The 17,653-nt window shown below is 50.6% G+C and carries 16 protein-coding genes; 9 read left to right on the top strand and 7 right to left on the bottom strand.

Translation table 11 applies throughout. The features are described 5' to 3' along the window. Window positions 1–28 precede the first annotated feature (28 nt). A complete protein-coding gene (epmB, locus tag UF06_RS04045; RefSeq protein WP_045569297.1) occupies window positions 29–1,051 on the top strand; it encodes an EF-P beta-lysylation protein EpmB in 1,023 nt (340 codons plus the stop codon). Window positions 1,052–1,128: 77 nt separating this feature from the next. Then, complete coding sequence (locus UF06_RS04050) at window positions 1,129–1,626, top strand: MgtC/SapB family protein (RefSeq protein WP_039431282.1); 498 nt, start codon at window positions 1,129–1,131, stop codon at window positions 1,624–1,626. Between the two features lie 113 nt (window positions 1,627–1,739). Here the strand turns inward: UF06_RS04050 and UF06_RS04055 are convergent, their stop codons facing one another. From UF06_RS04055 to UF06_RS04065, 3 genes are all read right to left on the bottom strand, one after another. Beyond that, window positions 1,740–2,294 (bottom strand): hypothetical protein, encoded by a 555-nt coding sequence (locus UF06_RS04055; protein ID WP_045569298.1) that lies wholly within the window; start codon window positions 2,292–2,294, stop codon window positions 1,740–1,742. A gap of 309 nt (window positions 2,295–2,603) precedes the next feature. Continuing rightward, complete coding sequence (gene groL, locus UF06_RS04060; protein WP_045569299.1) at window positions 2,604–4,244, bottom strand: chaperonin GroEL; 1,641 nt, start codon at window positions 4,242–4,244, stop codon at window positions 2,604–2,606. 52 nt (window positions 4,245–4,296) lie between these two features. Further along, on the bottom strand, window positions 4,297–4,587 hold the full coding sequence (locus tag UF06_RS04065) for a co-chaperone GroES (RefSeq protein WP_039431291.1): 291 nt from the start codon (window positions 4,585–4,587) through the stop codon (window positions 4,297–4,299). 237 nt (window positions 4,588–4,824) lie between these two features. Between UF06_RS04065 and UF06_RS04070 the strand changes: the two genes are divergently transcribed. Further along, the gene (locus tag UF06_RS04070; RefSeq protein WP_045569340.1) at window positions 4,825–6,177 is read left to right on the top strand and encodes an MATE family efflux transporter; all 1,353 of its coding nucleotides are present in this window, start codon (window positions 4,825–4,827) and stop codon (window positions 6,175–6,177) included. A 48-nt stretch (window positions 6,178–6,225) separates the two neighbouring features. Here UF06_RS04070 and pfkA read toward each other — a convergent pair whose 3' ends face one another. The 3 genes from pfkA to UF06_RS04085 all read right to left on the bottom strand — a co-directional run bounded on the left by pfkA (window position 6,226) and on the right by UF06_RS04085 (window position 8,998). After that, a complete protein-coding gene (gene pfkA, locus UF06_RS04075; RefSeq protein ID WP_045569300.1) occupies window positions 6,226–7,188 on the bottom strand; it encodes a 6-phosphofructokinase in 963 nt (320 codons plus the stop codon). Window positions 7,189–7,470: 282 nt separating this feature from the next. Then, the gene (gene fieF / locus UF06_RS04080) at window positions 7,471–8,382 is read right to left on the bottom strand and encodes a CDF family cation-efflux transporter FieF (RefSeq protein ID WP_045569341.1); all 912 of its coding nucleotides are present in this window, start codon (window positions 8,380–8,382) and stop codon (window positions 7,471–7,473) included. A gap of 97 nt (window positions 8,383–8,479) precedes the next feature. Then, complete coding sequence (locus UF06_RS04085) at window positions 8,480–8,998, bottom strand: CpxP family protein (protein WP_045569301.1); 519 nt, start codon at window positions 8,996–8,998, stop codon at window positions 8,480–8,482. Window positions 8,999–9,185: 187 nt separating this feature from the next. On the opposite strand from UF06_RS04085, the gene UF06_RS04090 reads away from it, so the two are divergent. The 3 genes from UF06_RS04090 to trmL all read left to right on the top strand — a co-directional run bounded on the left by UF06_RS04090 (window position 9,186) and on the right by trmL (window position 11,806). Then, window positions 9,186–9,872 carry a response regulator gene (locus UF06_RS04090; RefSeq protein WP_045569302.1) on the top strand — a complete coding sequence of 229 codons (687 nt, stop codon included), beginning with the start codon at window positions 9,186–9,188 and terminating at the stop codon, window positions 9,870–9,872. A gap of 2 nt (window positions 9,873–9,874) precedes the next feature. Next, window positions 9,875–11,263, top strand: coding sequence for an envelope stress sensor histidine kinase CpxA (cpxA, locus tag UF06_RS04095; protein ID WP_045569303.1), 1,389 nt, complete (start codon window positions 9,875–9,877; stop codon window positions 11,261–11,263). Between the two features lie 69 nt (window positions 11,264–11,332). Beyond that, window positions 11,333–11,806 (top strand): tRNA (uridine(34)/cytosine(34)/5-carboxymethylaminomethyluridine(34)-2'-O)-methyltransferase TrmL, encoded by a 474-nt coding sequence (gene trmL, locus UF06_RS04100; protein ID WP_045569304.1) that lies wholly within the window; start codon window positions 11,333–11,335, stop codon window positions 11,804–11,806. Between the two features lie 62 nt (window positions 11,807–11,868). Here the strand turns inward: trmL and UF06_RS04105 are convergent, their stop codons facing one another. Beyond that, complete coding sequence (locus UF06_RS04105) at window positions 11,869–12,360, bottom strand: FxsA family protein (RefSeq protein ID WP_045569305.1); 492 nt, start codon at window positions 12,358–12,360, stop codon at window positions 11,869–11,871. 303 nt (window positions 12,361–12,663) lie between these two features. On the opposite strand from UF06_RS04105, the gene aspA reads away from it, so the two are divergent. From aspA to UF06_RS04120, 3 genes are all read left to right on the top strand, one after another. Beyond that, complete coding sequence (gene aspA, locus UF06_RS04110) at window positions 12,664–14,115, top strand: aspartate ammonia-lyase (protein WP_045569306.1); 1,452 nt, start codon at window positions 12,664–12,666, stop codon at window positions 14,113–14,115. A 144-nt stretch (window positions 14,116–14,259) separates the two neighbouring features. Next, the gene (locus tag UF06_RS04115; RefSeq protein ID WP_045569307.1) at window positions 14,260–15,573 is read left to right on the top strand and encodes an anaerobic C4-dicarboxylate transporter; all 1,314 of its coding nucleotides are present in this window, start codon (window positions 14,260–14,262) and stop codon (window positions 15,571–15,573) included. 145 nt (window positions 15,574–15,718) lie between these two features. Next, entirely contained in the window at window positions 15,719–17,515 is a 1,797-nt protein-coding gene (locus UF06_RS04120) for a protein-disulfide reductase DsbD (protein ID WP_045569308.1), read from the top strand. Window positions 17,516–17,653: the final 138 nt, after the last annotated feature.

The raw sequence follows: 17,653 nt of genomic DNA on the forward strand, positions 1-17,653 counted from the left end.
TCCTCTTACGTTCTTAGAGCTAAATTCAATGCCGCATATAATAACCCGAAAAGTCGAAACTGTTGAGCAAAACTGGCTCAAACAGCTAGCGAATGGGATCTCAGATCCGACAAGCTTGTTGCAGATGTTAGAGATCGATCCCACGCCGTGGCAAGCAGGGTTTGCGGCGCGCAAGCTGTTTGCACAGCGCGTTCCCCGCAGCTTTGTCGCCAGAATGGAAAAAGGTAACCCACACGACCCTTTGCTTAGACAAGTTTTACCACTCAGTGACGAGTTTGAGGTTCACGAAGGCTTTTCTCATGATCCGCTTGAGGAGCAAGGCAACGAGATCCCCGGCCTGCTGCACAAATACCGCAATCGCGCGCTGATGATTGTCAAAGGTGGCTGTGCGATCAACTGCCGATACTGTTTTCGTCGTCACTTTCCATACCAGGAAAACAAAGGCAACAAATTCGCTTGGCAGCGTAGTTTGCAGTACATCGCCGAGCACCAAGAACTCAATGAAGTCATTCTCTCCGGTGGCGATCCACTGATGGCGAAAGACGATGAGATCCAATGGCTGGTTGAACATATTGCCGCGATTCCTCACATTAAGCGGCTGAGAGTTCATAGCCGCTTGCCCGTCGTCATTCCAGCGCGAGTGACAGAGGAACTGTGCCAAACACTGGCCAGTACACGCCTGCAAGTGATTTTGGTGACTCACATTAATCACGCCAACGAAATCAATCATGAACTCACCACGCAACTTGCCAAGCTCAAACAGGTTGGCGTGACACTACTTAACCAAAGTGTGCTGCTCAAGGGAGTCAACGACACGGTGGATGAGCAAGTCGCGTTGAGCGAATCGCTGTTTGATGCTGGTATTTTGCCCTACTACTTGCATGTTTTGGACAAGGTGCAAGGAGCGGCTCATTTCTTTGTTGACGACCAACAAGCGAAGCGCATTATTCACGGAGTCATTACGCGTGTTTCCGGTTACTTAGTGCCGAAATTGACGCGTGAAATTGGCGGCCGGCCAAGTAAAACACCGCTCGATTTGCATTTAGAGTAATTGTCGTTACCAGCAAAAACTTTTGTTCGATCTCATCGCGCCCAATACGCATACTCCGCGAAAATTGCGGGGGTAGCATGCAAGAGACTTTAGACACTTTTCTGAATATAGAACCATTTAGCTGGCCGGCCTTACTGTGCTGCGCGCTCAATGGCGTTCTTATTGGCGCGGAGCGTCAAACACGCGGTAAGCCCGTCGGTATCCGTACGTCGATTCTGATCATTTCTGGTACCTACTTTTTTATGTCGATGGCGGTGTACCTCTCTCCCAACACCTTAGATCAAGCGCGCGTGCTTGGGCAGATCATTACTGGCGTTGGCTTTTTGGGCGCTGGGGTGATGATGACGCAAGATGGCAAGATCCACGGCGTCACATCCGCCGCCGTGATTTGGGTGCTGGCTTCTATGGGAATGATGATCGGGCTAGGCTTGATGCACCAGTCAGTGCTGATCACGTTACTCGCCTTGGCAGTGCTACTCGGTGTCGATAAAGCCGAAAACCGCATTCAGGCACTGCGCCGAGGAGTACATCAAAAAATTCAACAGCGCAGAAGCTCTTCCCGCCTGATTAAATAATTTGCGCGCAGCAAGTCATAAGAAACCCCGGATCATGTCCGGGGTTGTTTTTTAGGCTAGTTGTCAACGTTGCCACCGCTCGACGGGAGCGAAGTACTTATTTAACGAAGTAGTTACTTCGCGAAGTTGATCAGCGGGAAGCAAGGGAAGAAACCGTTGTCGGCACAGTTAATCAGACCGATCTGCACGCCTTCAATCTTCGCCGTTTTGTTGAACACACCGACCTGAACGGTTGAGGTGTCAGAGAAGTTCGCCGCGCCCACATCCACCATGGTATTACCTTCGGAGTAGTTGACAAAACTCACGTTGGCCCCTTTCACATCGTTAGTGATGTTCACCGCGCCAATGTTGGCACCAGTAGTTTTTCCGGTATTCCAGTTAAAGAAACCAAGCGATGCACCTGTCATCTCTTGATTCACTTTTGACGCGCCAAACAAACCCAAGTTTACCCCTGTGGTACGATCGGTTTCTGAAAGACCAACCACCGCTACATCAACCCCTTTCAACTCTTCGACCTTACCGTAGAGCGCCGCCAAACGAACACCGGATACGGCATTTTCATCTGGCGCATTGAAGTTATTAAGCGAAGAAAACATCACCGGAGTTGCCGCCATCGCTGTTGTTGAGCTCAGCGCTACCACCGCCATTGCGATTACACTCTTTTTCATTTTTCGTCTCCACTGATCACGACTGATTTACTAAAGGGTAGCTATTCATACCCAGAACGCGATGATTATGAACGATGTTCAATAAAGACAGGTCATTGTATTGTAAAAAATGATATTGCTAGAAAATAGATAGAATAAAGTTAAAAAATCAATTAGTTAAGTAATAATCAAGGCTGGGGCGTTCTTTGCATCGTCAATAAAGCGTAAAATCTTCTGCGCTCTGCATCAACTTTGGATGGATTTCAGATAATAAAAAAGCTGAGGATCGCTCCTCAGCTTTTCTCATTTAGGCTTAGTGCCGTGGGATGATTACATCATGCCCATGCCACCCATACCGCCCATGCCACCCATATCTGGCATGCCCGCATCTTTTTGTGGTAGATCGGTCACCATCGCTTCAGTGGTGATCATCAGGCCAGCAACTGAAGCGGCGAACTGCAGCGCAGAACGAGTTACTTTAGTTGGATCTAGGATACCCATTTCCAGCATGTCGCCGTATTCACCCGTTGCCGCGTTGTAGCCGTAAGAGCCTTCACCCGCTTTCACATTGTTTGCCACAACCGATTCTTCATCACCCGCGTTTTTGGTGATTTGGCGAATTGGCGCTTCCATCGCGCGTAGTGCTACGCGGATACCCACGTTTTGCTCTTCGTTATCACCTTTTAGGTCAACCAGTTTAGAGGCAACACGAATCAGTGCAACACCACCGCCAGCAACCACGCCTTCTTCAACCGCAGCGCGAGTCGCGTGCAGTGCGTCTTCTACGCGGTCTTTCTTCTCTTTCATTTCCACTTCAGTGGCTGCGCCTACTTTGATAACCGCAACGCCGCCCGCTAGCTTAGCAACGCGCTCTTGCAGTTTCTCTTTGTCGTAGTCTGAAGTCGCTTCTTCGATTTGCTGACGAATCTGTACCACGCGACCTTGGATCATCGCTTCTTCACCCATGCCATCGATGATGGTGGTGTTTTCTTTGGTGATAGACACGCGTTTCGCTTGACCTAAATCTTCCAGCGTCGCTTTTTCCAGCTCAAGGCCAACTTCTTCAGAAATCACCGTACCGCCAGTGAGGATCGCAATGTCTTGTAGCATCGCTTTACGACGGTCGCCGAAGCCAGGCGCTTTAACCGCAGCGACTTTCACGATGCCACGCATGTTGTTGACAACCAGTGTCGCCAGCGCTTCACCTTCCACGTCTTCAGCGATGATCAGCAGTGGACGTGATGCTTTAGCAACCGCTTCTAGAGCAGGCAGCAATTCACGGATGTTAGAAATCTTTTTATCAACCAATAGGATGAATGGGCTCTCTAGCTCTACGCTACCCGCTTCTTGGTTGTTGATGAAGTAAGGAGATAGGTAACCACGGTCAAACTGCATGCCTTCAACCACGTCCAGTTCGTCTTGCAGTGCTTGACCTTCTTCAACCGTGATCACGCCATCGCGACCCACTTTTTCCATCGCTTCGGCGATGATTTTACCCACACTTAAGTCTGAGTTAGCAGAGATAGTGCCCACTTGCTCGATTTCAGTGCTGGTAGAGCAATCTTTAGAAAGGGCTTTCAGCTCGATAACCGCCGCTGCTACCGCTTTGTCGATACCGCGTTTTAGGTCCATCGGGTTCATGCCCGCCGCAACGGCTTTTAAGCCTTCGTTGACGATCGACTGTGCCAACACGGTCGCTGTTGTTGTACCGTCACCCGCCACATCGTTCGCTTGTGAAGCCACTTGCTTCACCATTTGAGCGCCCATGTTCTGGAACTTGTCTTCCAGCTCGATTTCGCGCGCCACAGACACACCATCTTTGGTGATGACTGGTGCACCGAACGATTTGTCCAGTACTACGTTACGGCCTTTAGGACCTAAGGTCACTTTTACCGCATCGGCCAGAATGTTGACACCTTCCAGCATTTTTACACGCGCGTCATTACCAAATTTAACGTCTTTAGCAGCCATCTTTATTTTCCTTCTAAATTCTGTTTTTTAGTTCGTTGTGATTCAGAATGAATTATTCAACGATTGCCATGATGTCGTTCTCAGACATGATCAGAACTTCTTTACCGTCGATCTTTTCCGTTTTGGTGCCATAACTTTCTGCGAAAATCACGGTGTCACCAACTTTTACGTCCAGCGGCTGCACAGAGCCGTTTTCAAGGATGCGGCCTTTGCCAACAGCCAGAACGACGCCGCGAGTTGACTTCTCTGCAGCAGAACCAGTTAAAACGATACCACCGGCTGACTTAGATTCAACTTGTTGGCGTTCTACGATAACTCGATCATGTAACGGACGAATATTCATCGGTCGTCTCTCCTGAAAAATTCCATGTGTGATTTGATAATTGCCCTAAAGCAGGGCTCTAGGCCTAGTGTTATCTATATAAGGGGTGATCATGATGATCCCAAGGGGCGCGGGTGAAATTTTTGTGATTGAGTTAAAAGTTCACACAGTCCAGCAAAGGATTGCGTCGAAATCCCTGACTCGCTGCTAGCTAGGATTTCTTGTATCCTTGCCATTTTTCACTCAGTGGTCGCTAATATGCTCGATAAACATGGGTTGCTCACCGCCCCTATCGCACTCACACTACGCAAAATGACCATTCCGATGATCTTCGGCATGGTAGCGATCCAGATGTTTAACTTGGTGGACACCTTCTTTGTTTCCTTGCTCGGTACCCAAGCACTCGCAGCGATCAGCTATACCTTTCCGGTGACGTTTGCGGTGAACTGCATCACCATGGGTATCGGCATCGGTCTTTCCACCAGCATTGGCCGTCTACTTGGTCAGGGCGATGCCAACCAAGCCGCGCGTTTCACCAGCCACGGTTTGCTGTTGGCCGTTGCGCTGGTTGCTCTTGCCTCTACACTTGGCTTTTTCACAGTGGATCCCCTATTTACGTTACTTGGCGCGCAAGAGCAGCTCATCCCGCTGATCGCTCAGTACATGCATGTCTGGTATCTCACCATTCCACTGTTGGTCATCCCGATGGCTGGCAACAGCGCGATTCGCGCCACGGGGGACACCAAAACGCCCGCCAAGATTATGATGCTGGCTGGACTTATCAATGGCGTTCTCGATCCGCTGCTGATCTTTGGTATCGGTCCATTTCCAGAACTCGGCATTCAAGGCGCGGCGATTGCCAGTGCGTTTAGCTGGTTCGGCGCTCTGTGCGGCTCGTTCTATGTGTTGATTAAACGAGAAAAGCTGCTTGCGGCGCCTCATTGGCAACGCCTTGGCGAAGATTGGCGGCAAATCCTCAGAGTGGGCACACCTGCCGCGTTATCCAATGCAATGAATCCGCTGTCGGGTGCGGTATTGATGATGATGCTCTCCAGTCACGGTACCGCTGCCGTAGCCGCTTATGGCGCGGCGCAGCGCATTGAGTCGATATTGATTCTGGTGTTGATGGCACTGACGTCGTCCCTGACGCCGTTTATGGCGCAAAACTTAGGGGCGAAAAATCCGCAACGCGCCTTTCAAGGACTGTTTGTCAGCATGCGTTTTTCGGTGCTCTTTCAAGGGCTGGCGTTTTTAATGATGGTACCACTGAGCATTCCTCTGGCCAGTCTCTTTTCGCAGGAACAGAGTGTGCGCGATCTCCTGTGGCACTATTTGTTGGTGGTGCCCGCCAGTTACGGCTTTCTCGGCATTCTTATGATGTTGGTCAGCGCCTTGAACGCCATGCATGAACCACTGAACGCGTTTCGCTGGAGCTTTATGCGTCTGTTCTTCTTTACACTGCCAGCAGCTTGGCTTGGCAGCCAACTCTACTCCATTGAAGGCCTGTTTGTTGGGATTGCGCTGGGTAACTTGGCTGGCGGAATTTGCGGTTATCTGTATGCGTTGAATAAACGCAAAACACATTTACAACTCAGTGAAAACAGCCAATGAAAAAGGCCGCGTGATGACGCGGCCTTGTTTTATGGCTTTAAACCCAGCTTAGAACAGCTCTTCGGCTACTTTGAACAAATCATTGCGCACTGGGCGCTTCATGTTCTCAATTGCATCGATGATATCGTGATGCACGAGCTGCTCTTTAACGATACCCACACAGCGACCACCGTGACCTTCCATCAGCAGATGTACAGCGTAGTTACCCATGCGAGAAGCAAGAACGCGGTCAAACGCCGTTGGTTTACCACCACGCTGAATATGACCCAAAACAGTCGCGCGTGTTTCACGCCCAGTACCCGCTTCGATCTCTTTCGCCAGTTGGTTGGCATCCATCATCAGTTCGGTCAGCGCGATGATCGCGTGTTTCTTACCTTTCGAGATGCCATCTTTAATGTTGTTGATCAGCTTCTCTTTATCTAAGCCCGTTTCTGGCGTGATGATGTACTCACAACCACCGGCAATCGCTGACATCAGCGTCAAATCACCACAGTGGCGACCCATGATTTCAACAATCGAAATACGCTGGTGAGAAGATGACGTATCACGCAGACGGTCAATCGATTCGATCACCGTGTTCAGCGCGGTTAGGTAACCGATGGTGTAATCCGTGCCCGCGATATCGTTGTCGATTGTGCCTGGCAGACCGATACATGGGTAACCCATTTCCGTCAGCTTCTTCGCACCCATGTACGAACCGTCACCGCCGATCACCACCAGCGCATCAATGCCGTGGGCTTTTAGGTTTTCGATCGCTTTTTCGCGGACAGCCACTTCTCTAAACTCAGGGAAACGCGCCGAACCGAGGAAAGTACCACCACGGTTGATCACATCAGAAACGCTTGAACGATCAAGTGGCTTAATGCGGCCTTCATAGAGACCAAGGTAACCGTCATAGATACCATACACTTCAAGGCCTGCACCCAATGCTGTACGAACCACGCCGCGGATTGCCGCGTTCATACCTGGGGCATCGCCACCACTTGTCAAAACACCGATCTTTTTAATCATGCTCACCCTCGATCTTTGGCAATCAATATTTAATTTTTCTTTATCGTAGCTGGTAACCAGCTACCTAAATAATGGGAAAATCTGTCTGCAATGTTACATTTCCTCTACAGGAATACCAACGAAAACACACAAATTTATGTAACTTTTCTACTTATGTAAGAGTATTACAGTTTTGCAGTAAAACTTTGTTGATTCATATCAGGATCAGGAATCTTAATAGATGTAGATGGAAAGATAGTCAACAACGCCTTTTTTGTCTTCAAGACAAGGCGAATTTTTCGCTTAAGACCACTGCTGTTCAATGTGCTCTTTCTCGCTGCTGACCACCACAGAATAAGGATCTTGATGAATCAACACATCCGAAGCGGGAAACAATTCCAACAGTTTCGCTTCCACTTCATCGGCAATTTGATGCGCTTTGATCAGCGGTAAATGATCATCGAGTTCCAAATGCAACTGGATAAAACGCGTTGGGCCCGACATGCGCGTGCGCAACTGATGCACCCCAAGGACATGCTCGACCGTTAGGCACGCGCAGTTGATCTGCTCCAGTTCTTCGTCGGGCAATTTACGATCGAGCAGTGTTTGCACCGCCTCACTGACCATTTTGAACGCGCTGTAGAGGATAAATAGACCAATGCCGACCGCAAACACCGCATCCGCTTGACCGACACCAAAGTAACTCAGGCCAAGGGCCAACATGATCGCAGCATTCATAAACAGATCGCTTTGATAATGCAGCGAGTCGGCGGCAATTGCCTGACTTCCCGTCGCCTTCACCACGTGTTTTTGAAACGTCACCAAACCCAGTGTCACCACCATGGCAAATAAGCTGACATAAACGCCGTATTCAGGGGAGTTCAACAAGTGAGGGCGGAAAAAGCGATCAACGCCATTTAAGATGAGGAAAACCGCCGAACCGGAAATAAACATCGCTTGTGCCAAAGCGGCTAAGGATTCCGCTTTGCCGTGTCCAAAAGTATGCTCTTCGTCGGCGGGTTGCAACGCATAGCGCACCACCAGCAAATTGACCACGGAGGCGGCGATATCCAACATCGAGTCAATCAGTGAGGCGAGTAAACTGACCGACCCCGTCACCCACCAAGCGGCGATTTTCACCAAAAGAAGAAGGGTCGCGACCGTAGTTGCCGTCCAGGCGGCCATGGTCACTAATCGTGCATATTGCTGTTTCATAATCATTTCAAACTCAACCAACAGACGGCCAGTATAACTCGCGCTTTATTGAATGAATATGAAACAATTAGGGCGACATTGCTGTCGCCCTAAGAGATTAATTATCCGCTTTGTCTGCAAAGCGTTTGTGCATTTTCGCACTGCACTCCTGCATACGCTCATTTTGTAACTCAACAAATTTCGCTTTCTGCTCTGGAGTCAGAACGCTCAGCATCTTGTGCTGTTTCTCTAACATTTGCACACGGCGATCTGCCTGTTTCGCCGCCATCTCTTTCGCCAGCTCATTGGCCGCATTGGCATCGAATGTGTCGGCTAACACTAACGCTTGCGCTTTAGCATGGTGCGCTTGACGCTCCGCCTGATTGTCAGCGAACTTGCCTTTAGACTGCGCTTTCATCTCTTTACGGCCCGCTTGACGCATCGAGTCCAATTGCTCTTTTTGTGCATCGGTCAGGTTCAACTCACGGAAGATACCGCGATCCATTCCCATGCCACACTCGTCGTCAGGTCCGCCTTTGTGATGGCCTTTACCACCACCGAAAGCAAACGCACTTGCGGTTGCCAAAGTTAAAGGAAGAATCGCCGCAGCCAGTACCAGTTTTTTTACCGTTTTCATAATCTATTCCTTACTCATTCAGTTGTTTCTGAGCTGCTTTCACAGCGCTTGAGTTTAGAATACAAAACCCTGAGTAAAGCGGCGTATAGAGAGCGTAAAGTATCGTAAAGAGCGACATTGCTCCTCATACCTGACGGCCATTTCACAGTAATATTAAGGCAGAACGACGATATGTGAAGGTAATCCTATGGCCAATATTCTGCTGATTGACGACGACACCGAGCTGACCGGTTTGCTGACCGAAGTTCTTTCATACGAAGGATTTAATATCACCGAAGCGAATGATGGCGAAAGTGGCCTTGCGGCACTGACGGCAGAGATCGATCTGATTCTATTGGATGTGATGATGCCCAAACTCAACGGCATCGACACCTTAAAACGCCTGCGTGCACACTGGGAAACCCCGGTCTTGATGCTGACCGCCAAAGGGGAAGAGATTGACCGAGTGCTCGGCCTTGAGCTGGGTGCCGACGACTATTTGCCCAAACCGTTCAGCGACCGCGAGCTGCTGGCACGCATCAAAGCGATTTTACGCCGCACCAGCAACCCCAAAGGCGCGAAAAACGGTGGCGACTGCATTGAGTATCAAGACCTCAAACTCTACCCGGGCAGACAAGAAGCCTATTGCCAAGAGAGCCTACTAGATCTCACCTCAACAGAATTTGCCCTCCTGAGCCATTTTGTGCAGAACCCGGGGGAAACGCTGACCAAAGAGACGCTCAGTTTGGATGTGCTTGGCAAGCGCCTCGCCGCGTTTGATCGCGCCATTGATATGCACGTGTCCAATTTACGCAAAAAGCTTCCCGAGCGAGCCGATGGCAAGTCACGCATCAAAACCTTGCGTGGCCGTGGCTATTTGATGGTTGAGGAATAAGCATGCGTTTGCCCAAGATCACCAGCCTGTATGGGCGCATTTTTGCCATTTTCTGGTTCACCATGTTTTTGGTGTTGATGGCGGTGCTGGCGCTGCCACACCTTGATCCGCGTAAAGCTCATGCGATCCCGCCCGATCATTACGATCGCCTGTTGGAAGCGAAGCAAGAGATCGAACGTGACTTTGCCGATGAACGCGATCTGGGCAAAATTCTCTTTCGTCTCGAACGTCCGGGCGAGCGCCACGGACGCGACAACCGGCCACGCTTTTTCCTCAGCGACACCGACGCCAACATTCTCACCACACTCAAACACAGCGACTTTCAGATCAAAGCGTTGAAAAATTTTGTCACCAGCATGGAGCATCCCGACAAACCACAACAAAAACTCTATGGCCGCTTTATGCTTTCAGGCCCGCTCCCGATTACCTTGGCAGGCAAAGAGTACTTTTTATATGTCGGTCTCAAGTGGAACCAGCCACCACCATTTTTGCTGCGCATGTTTGACCAACCTTTGCAACTGCTCTTAGCGGTCATGCTGGTCAGTACACCGCTGCTACTTTGGCTGGCGTGGGCGCTGAGCCAACCTGCACGGCGATTAGAAAAAGCCGCCCAGCGAGTAGCAAAAGGGGAATTTGTTACCGATCCAACGCTAGAGAAAGGCACCTCCGAATTCCGCCAAGCGGGCGCGAGTTTTAACCAGATGGTGGAAGCGGTCAATCAGATGATTTCGGGGCAACAGCGTTTGCTTTCGGATATCTCTCACGAGCTGCGCTCCCCACTGACTCGCCTGCGCATGGCCAACGCGCTGGCGACCCGCAAGCAGGGGGAAAGTGCCGAGTTGCAGCGCATTGACACCGAGGCGCAGCGATTAGAGCAGATGATTGCCGAACTGTTGGCACTGTCGCGCATGCAAATGAACAGCCATCTCGACCGTGAAGATCAACCCATCAGCAGCTTATGGGAAGAGATCATACAAGATGCGCAATTTGAAGCAGAACAAATGGGCAAAACGCTCAACTACTCACCACTGCCATCACGCACCATTTCGGGCAACCCCAAACTCTTAATGAGCGCGGTGGAAAATCTGATCCGCAATGCGATTTACTACGGAAAGGACTTAGTCCAAGTTGAGATACGCGACCACGGCGAGCAACTGCACATCACGGTGGATGACAATGGCGACGGTGTCCCCGAAACCGAACTCGAGGCGATTTTCCGCCCCTTTTATCGCGTTTCCACCGCTCGCGATCGCCACTCCGGTGGAACAGGGCTCGGGCTGACGATTACCGAAAGCGCCATCCGCCAGCATAGTGGCACGATCAAAGCCAGCCGCAGCCCACTCGGAGGGTTACGCGTCAGCGTCACCTTGCCCTTAAACAAAATCGGCTGAGTCGCTGTTGGACTCGCTCTGGCGAGCGCCTTATACTTGGCTCCACCTTGACTAAACGAACTTGATGGCATGTTTGATATTGCGCTCTACGAACCGGAAATTGCCCCAAATACTGGCAACATTATTCGCCTGTGCGCCAACTGCGGCGCACATTTGCATCTGATTGAACCGTTAGGTTTTGATCTGGAAGAGAAGAAAGTGCGTCGCGCCGGCTTGGATTATCACGATCTCGCCCGCGTGACACGCCATAAAAACTACCAAGCCTTTCTCGATTTTCTTCAGGCACGCGGTGAATATCGTCTCTTCGCCTGCACCACCAAAGGCAGTGACCATCACATTAACGCTCACTATCAACGCGGCGATGTCCTGCTGTTTGGCCCAGAAACACGCGGTTTGCCACAAGAAGTGATAGAAAGTTTGCCGACCAGCCAGCGCATTCGTATTCCGATGATGCCCGAGGCGCGGAGCTTGAATCTGTCGAACGCGGTGGCGATTATTGCCTTCGAAGCGTGGCGACAACTTGGCTTTGAAGGGGCGGTTTAACACGCCGCCAACATACGATAAAAAAGCCGGGCAATCCCGGCTTTTTCTCTATCTCGCTCGATTTATTTCAGCTTCGGTTTGTGCTCGTCATCGTCTTTGCGCTCAAACTCGCCTTCGAACGTTTGTCCGCCTCGCTCAGCATCATGATGACGGTGAGAAAACGTCTCTTGCTCAAAAGAGTGCGACGTAAAGCTGCTTTTGACTACCACTTTACTCATCAATACGCGTGCTAGCGCAGCTCGGGGCGCAGGCAATAACACCACCATTCCCATCGCATCGGTCATAAACCCCGGGGTCAGCAGCAGCACACCCGCCACCGCTAACATCACCCCTTCAACAATCTGCTGCGCGGGCAACTCGCCTTGCTGCAAACGCTGCTGCACCGAAAGTAATGTTTGTAACCCTTGGCTGCGCACCAGATACGCGCCGACAAACGCGGTCAATAACACCAAACCAATCGTCGGCCAGAGCCCTAAAAAGCCACCGACCTGAATAAACAGGCCTATTTCGATGATCGGCACACAGATAAAAAGCAATAAAAGTACAGGAAACACAGGACCTCCTCAGTTTGCTCCAGTGTAATGGCAAATCCGCTGACAACTCAAATTGAAGCTGTAAAAAAGCGTGTTTAGCCAAACCCGCGCGCTGTTCATAACCCATTTATATTTTGCAAAATATTCAGTAAATAAAAGCAAAAATAGTGATCCACTTACTATTTTTATGCGCTGGGAACAGTATCATGTGCTACATAAGTCAGGACGGATTTTACAGCCAAAAATTCTGATGAATGGATTCTGATTGCAGATATGGCTAAATAATATTTTAAATTATCAGAATTATCATCTAAGGATCCTGTTATGGCTACCCTAACTGAAGCGCATCCAGCGCCTACCCAAGCCACTCGCATTGAAGAAGATCTATTAGGTCAACGTCATGTTCCTGCGGATGCGTACTACGGCATCCATACTTTGCGCGCTATCGAAAACTTCAACATCTCCAATGTCACTATTTCGGACGTACCTGAGTTTGTACGTGGCATGGTGATGACCAAAAAAGCCGCCGCACTGGCTAACCGCGAGTTAGGTGCGATTCCAAAGAATGTGGCGGATTACATTATCCAAGCGTGTGACCTGATGCTGGAAACCGGCAAATGCATGGATCAATTCCCATCAGACGTCTTCCAAGGCGGCGCTGGCACATCGGTGAACATGAACACCAACGAAGTGATCGCCAACATTGCGCTTGAGTTGATGGGTAAAGAGAAGGGCAGCTACGACGTGGTGAACCCTAACGATCACGTCAACAAGAGCCAATCCACCAACTGTGCCTACCCAACTGGTTTCCGTATTGCCGTTTACAACAGCATCCATAAATTGATGGAAGCGATTGAATACCTCAAAGGCGCGTTCGAACTGAAATCACAAGAGTTCAGCGGCATTTTGAAAATGGGCCGCACTCAGTTGCAAGACGCGGTGCCGATGACTGTTGGTCAAGAGTTTCACGCTTGGGCGGTGACGCTGAACGAAGAGATCCGCGCGCTGGATTACACCTCCAAACTGCTACTGGAAGTGAACCTAGGTGCAACCGCCATCGGCACTGGCCTAAATACCCCTCCAGGCTACCAAGCGCTTGCGGTGAAACACCTTGCCGCGGTAACTGGCCTTGACGTGGTACCAGCCGAAGATTTGATTGAAGCAACCTCAGACTGTGGTGCTTACGTGATGGCGCACGGCGCACTAAAACGCCTAGCGGTCAAACTGTCTAAGGTGTGTAACGACCTACGTCTGCTCTCTTCTGGCCCTCGCGCGGGTTTGAACGAGCTTAACTTGCCAGAAATGCAAGCAGGCTCTTCCATCATGCCAGCCAAAGTAAACCCAGTGATTCCTGAAGTGGTCAACCAAGTTTGCTTCAAAGTGCTGGGCAACGACAACACGATCTCTTTCGCAGCCGAAGGCGGCCAGCTACAGCTCAACGTCATGGAGCCTGTAATTGGTCAGGCGATGTTCGAATCGATTTCACTGCTGCAAAATGCCTGTGTCAACCTACGTGACAAGTGTATCGATGGCATTACCGTCAACAAAGAGATCTGTGAGAACTACGTATACAACTCTATCGGTATCGTCACTTACCTCAACCCATACATCGGCCACCATGAAGGTGACATCGTGGGTAAGATTTGTGCGGAAACGGGTAAGAGCGTGCGTGAGGTGGTCCTTGAACGCGGTTTGCTCACCTCAGAAGAGTTGGATGACATTTTGTCGGTGCAAAACTTTATGCACCCAACCTATAAAGCGAAACGCTACGAATAAGTAAAAAAAGGCTCTGATTCAGAGCCTTTTTACTTTCTACCGGCAGTAAAAAAGAGAAAGCTTGCGCTGGGTCATGGCAAGAAAAAAACCAACATACCGCCGGATAGAGCCAGTTTATTTTCTATTCATTTCTAGGAGTCTAAGATGTTCTTAATTGAGTTCCTTATCGTATTAGGATGTATCCTAATTGGTGCAAGGATTGGCGGTATCGGCTTAGGTGTAATGGGCGGTATTGGCCTTGCCATTCTCAGCTTTGGTTTTGGCATGCAACCAACCAGCCCCCCCATCGATGTCATGCTAATGATCATGGCGGTTGTGGCAGCAGCTGCTTCAATGCAAGCCGCAGGTGGTTTGGATTACCTGATTAAAATCGCTACCCACATTTTACACCGCAACCCTCGTCACATTACCTTTATCGCACCTTTGGTGACGTACTTTTTCACTATGATGGCGGGTACTGGTCACGTGGCCTATTCTGTACTGCCTGTGATTGCCGAAGTGAGCCGTCGTAGCGGCATCCGTCCAGAGCGCCCACTGAGCATGGCGGTGATTGCCTCCCAGTTTGCCATTGTCGCCAGCCCGATTGCTGCAGCGGTGGTCGCCTTGGTTGCCTTCTTAGAGCCGCAAGGGATCACTCTCACGGACGTGCTGATGATCACCATTCCAAGTACCATTCTCGGTTTGGCGTGCGCTTGTCTGTTCGTTAATAAGATGGGCGTAGAGCTTAAAGACGATCCTGAATATCAGCGCCGTCTGCAAGACCCAGAGTTTCGCGCTGAAATGGAACAAGAAGTATCGGTGGCGGACATTGAAATCACGCCGCAAGCGAAAAAGTCGGTCGCACTATTCTTATTTGGCGCCATCATTGTGGTGGTGATGGGTGCCCTGCCAAGCTTGCGTCCGCAATTTAACGGCTCGCCAATGGGCATGGCGCATACGATTGAAATCGTCATGCTTTCTATTGCCGCTCTGATCATTTTGCTGTGTAAACCCAATGGTAATGCTATCAGCCAAGGTTCCGTATTCCATGCAGGTATGCGTGCCATCGTCGCCATTTTTGGTATCGCTTGGCTGGGTGACACCTTCATTGGCGGTCACGGCGCTATGGTTAAAGAGGCGGTGTCAGGGCTGGTTGAAGTCGCGCCTTGGACATTTGCTTTCGCCCTGTTTGCTCTGTCGGTGATGGTGAACAGCCAAGGTGCTACCACCGCCGTGTTGGTACCCGTGGCGATCACGCTGGGGCTGCCGCCAGCGGTGATCATTGCGGTGTTTGTTGCGGTCAACGGTTACTTCTTTATTCCTAACTACGGCCCAATCATTGCCTCAATTGACTTTGACCGCACAGGCACAACGCGCATCGGCAAGTACATCTTCAACCACAGCTTTATGATCCCTGGCTTACTTAGCATGGTATTCAGCATTGGCTTTGGTCTGCTACTGACCAACATCTTGATGTAATTTGCTGGATATAGAATTTTGGGGAACCTCGGTTCCCCTTTTTCTTCGCCCGACATCACAAAGCCAATGCACGTGAAACTTTCTGCGCGGTTTCAGGGTCTGAGTGAGTTACACTAGCCACAACTTAAGTTTCGATCCCAATATTATGCGCGCATTGTTTACTCTTTTATTGCTGGGTGCCATGACGTTTTCTGCACCCTCGCTTGCTCTGTTTGGCAATAGCCAGAATTCGGGCTTTTCCTCGGGAAGCAGTGAATTTGTCACTGTCGACCAGGCTTTTCCATTTAACTCGTTCCAGCAAGACAATCGCATCACCCTAGACTGGCAAGTGAAAGACGGCTATTACCTCTACCAGCAGCGTCTCTCTTTTAGCGCCGAAAATGTCTCCCTCGGTGAGATTGAGATGGAAAACGGCCAGCCATATCGCGATGAATTTTTTGGCGACGTCAACATCTACACGACGCCGCTGTTTGTCAACATTCCCCTGCAAGACTGGCAAAGCGGAGCAAAACTGATTGTGCAGTATCAAGGCTGCGCCAAAGCTGGCTTTTGCTACCCTCCCGAAACGCGGGTGGTTGAGCTTGAGTCGTTTACTAATGGCCAAGCGCCAGCCGTGAAATCGTCTGCCCAACCTGCGGCCAGCAGCAAGACAGACGCATCCACACTTTCGCCCGCTGCGCCTTTAACCCAACAAGATAAATTGGCTTCTGGCTTAGCAGATAACTGGTGGACACCGCTGCTGTTTTTGGCACTGGGCGTCGGTTTGGCCTTTACTCCTTGCGTTCTGCCCATGTACCCGATCCTCACCAGTATCGTGCTCGGCGGCGGTCAGCTCAGCCAGCGCCGCGCATTCGGCTTGGCACTGAACTATGTGCAAGGGATGGCGCTGACATACACGCTGCTTGGTTTAGTGGTCGCTTCCGCTGGCCTGCAATTTCAGGCGGCGATGCAACACCCCTATGTGCTGATTGGCTTGAGTGTACTCTTTGTTGCCCTCGCTCTGTCGATGTTTGGCCTCTATACCCTGCAACTGCCAAGTCGCGCGCAAACTTGGCTGAATAACCTTAGCAATCAGCAGCAAGGTGGTAGCAGCTTGGGCGTGTTTGCGATGGGGGCGATTTCTGGCTTGGTTTGCTCTCCTTGCACCACTGCGCCGCTCTCCGGAGCGCTGCTGTACGTGGCTCAAAGCGGCGACTTGCTCACGGGTGGGGTGGCATTGTATGCGCTCGCCATGGGCATGGGCATTCCGTTGATCCTGGTCGCGGTATTTGGCAACAAACTCTTGCCGAAAGCCGGCGGCTGGATGGAGCGCGTCAAAACCCTGTTTGGCTTTGTGCTGCTCGCCGCGCCTATTTTCCTTCTGGAACGCATTCTGCCCGAACTGTGGTCGACCGCCTTGTGGTCAGTATTAGGCATCGCCGCGTTTGGCTGGCTTTACCATGTCAAAAACAGCTTAGAGTTTGGTGGCTGGAAGCAAAGTGCGCTGGGCATCATCGCCGTACTCGGTCTACTCGCCTCGGCGCAGCCTGCGTTGCATTATTGGTATGCGCCGCAAAGCGCATCGACGTCCGTAAACGAGGTGCGCTTCACGCGCATCAGCTCCGTGGCCGACTTGCAGCAGCAACTGCAATTGGCCAAACAAGCCGGTAAACCTGTGATGCTCGACTTTTATGCCGACTGGTGTGTGGCGTGTAAAGAGTTTGAGAAATACACTTTTCACGATGTTCAGGTCGCGGCGAAGTTGCAGCAATTTGTCTTGCTACAAGCCGATGTGACGCGCAATCAAGCGCAAGACATTGAGCTGCTGCAACATCTGCAAGTGCTCGGTTTGCCGACCATCGAGTTTTGGGATGCACAGGGAGCCCCTGTTTCAAACGCGCGGCTGACTGGCTTTATGCCAGCCGAACCCTTCTTAGCGCATCTGGACGCGCTTACCCCATAACGCTTTTAAATGCCAGAGAGTCGCCTCTCTGGCGTTTTCCTTTGCCGATTTCTCATTTCTTTTCTCACGTATATGCAAGAAATCTAATAAAAGTCGATTTACATCAGACTTTTAGCGGATAAATATTGTCCAGCAAGG

The organism is Vibrio sp. S234-5, assembly GCF_000960595.1.
Lineage (GTDB): Bacteria > Pseudomonadota > Gammaproteobacteria > Enterobacterales > Vibrionaceae > Vibrio.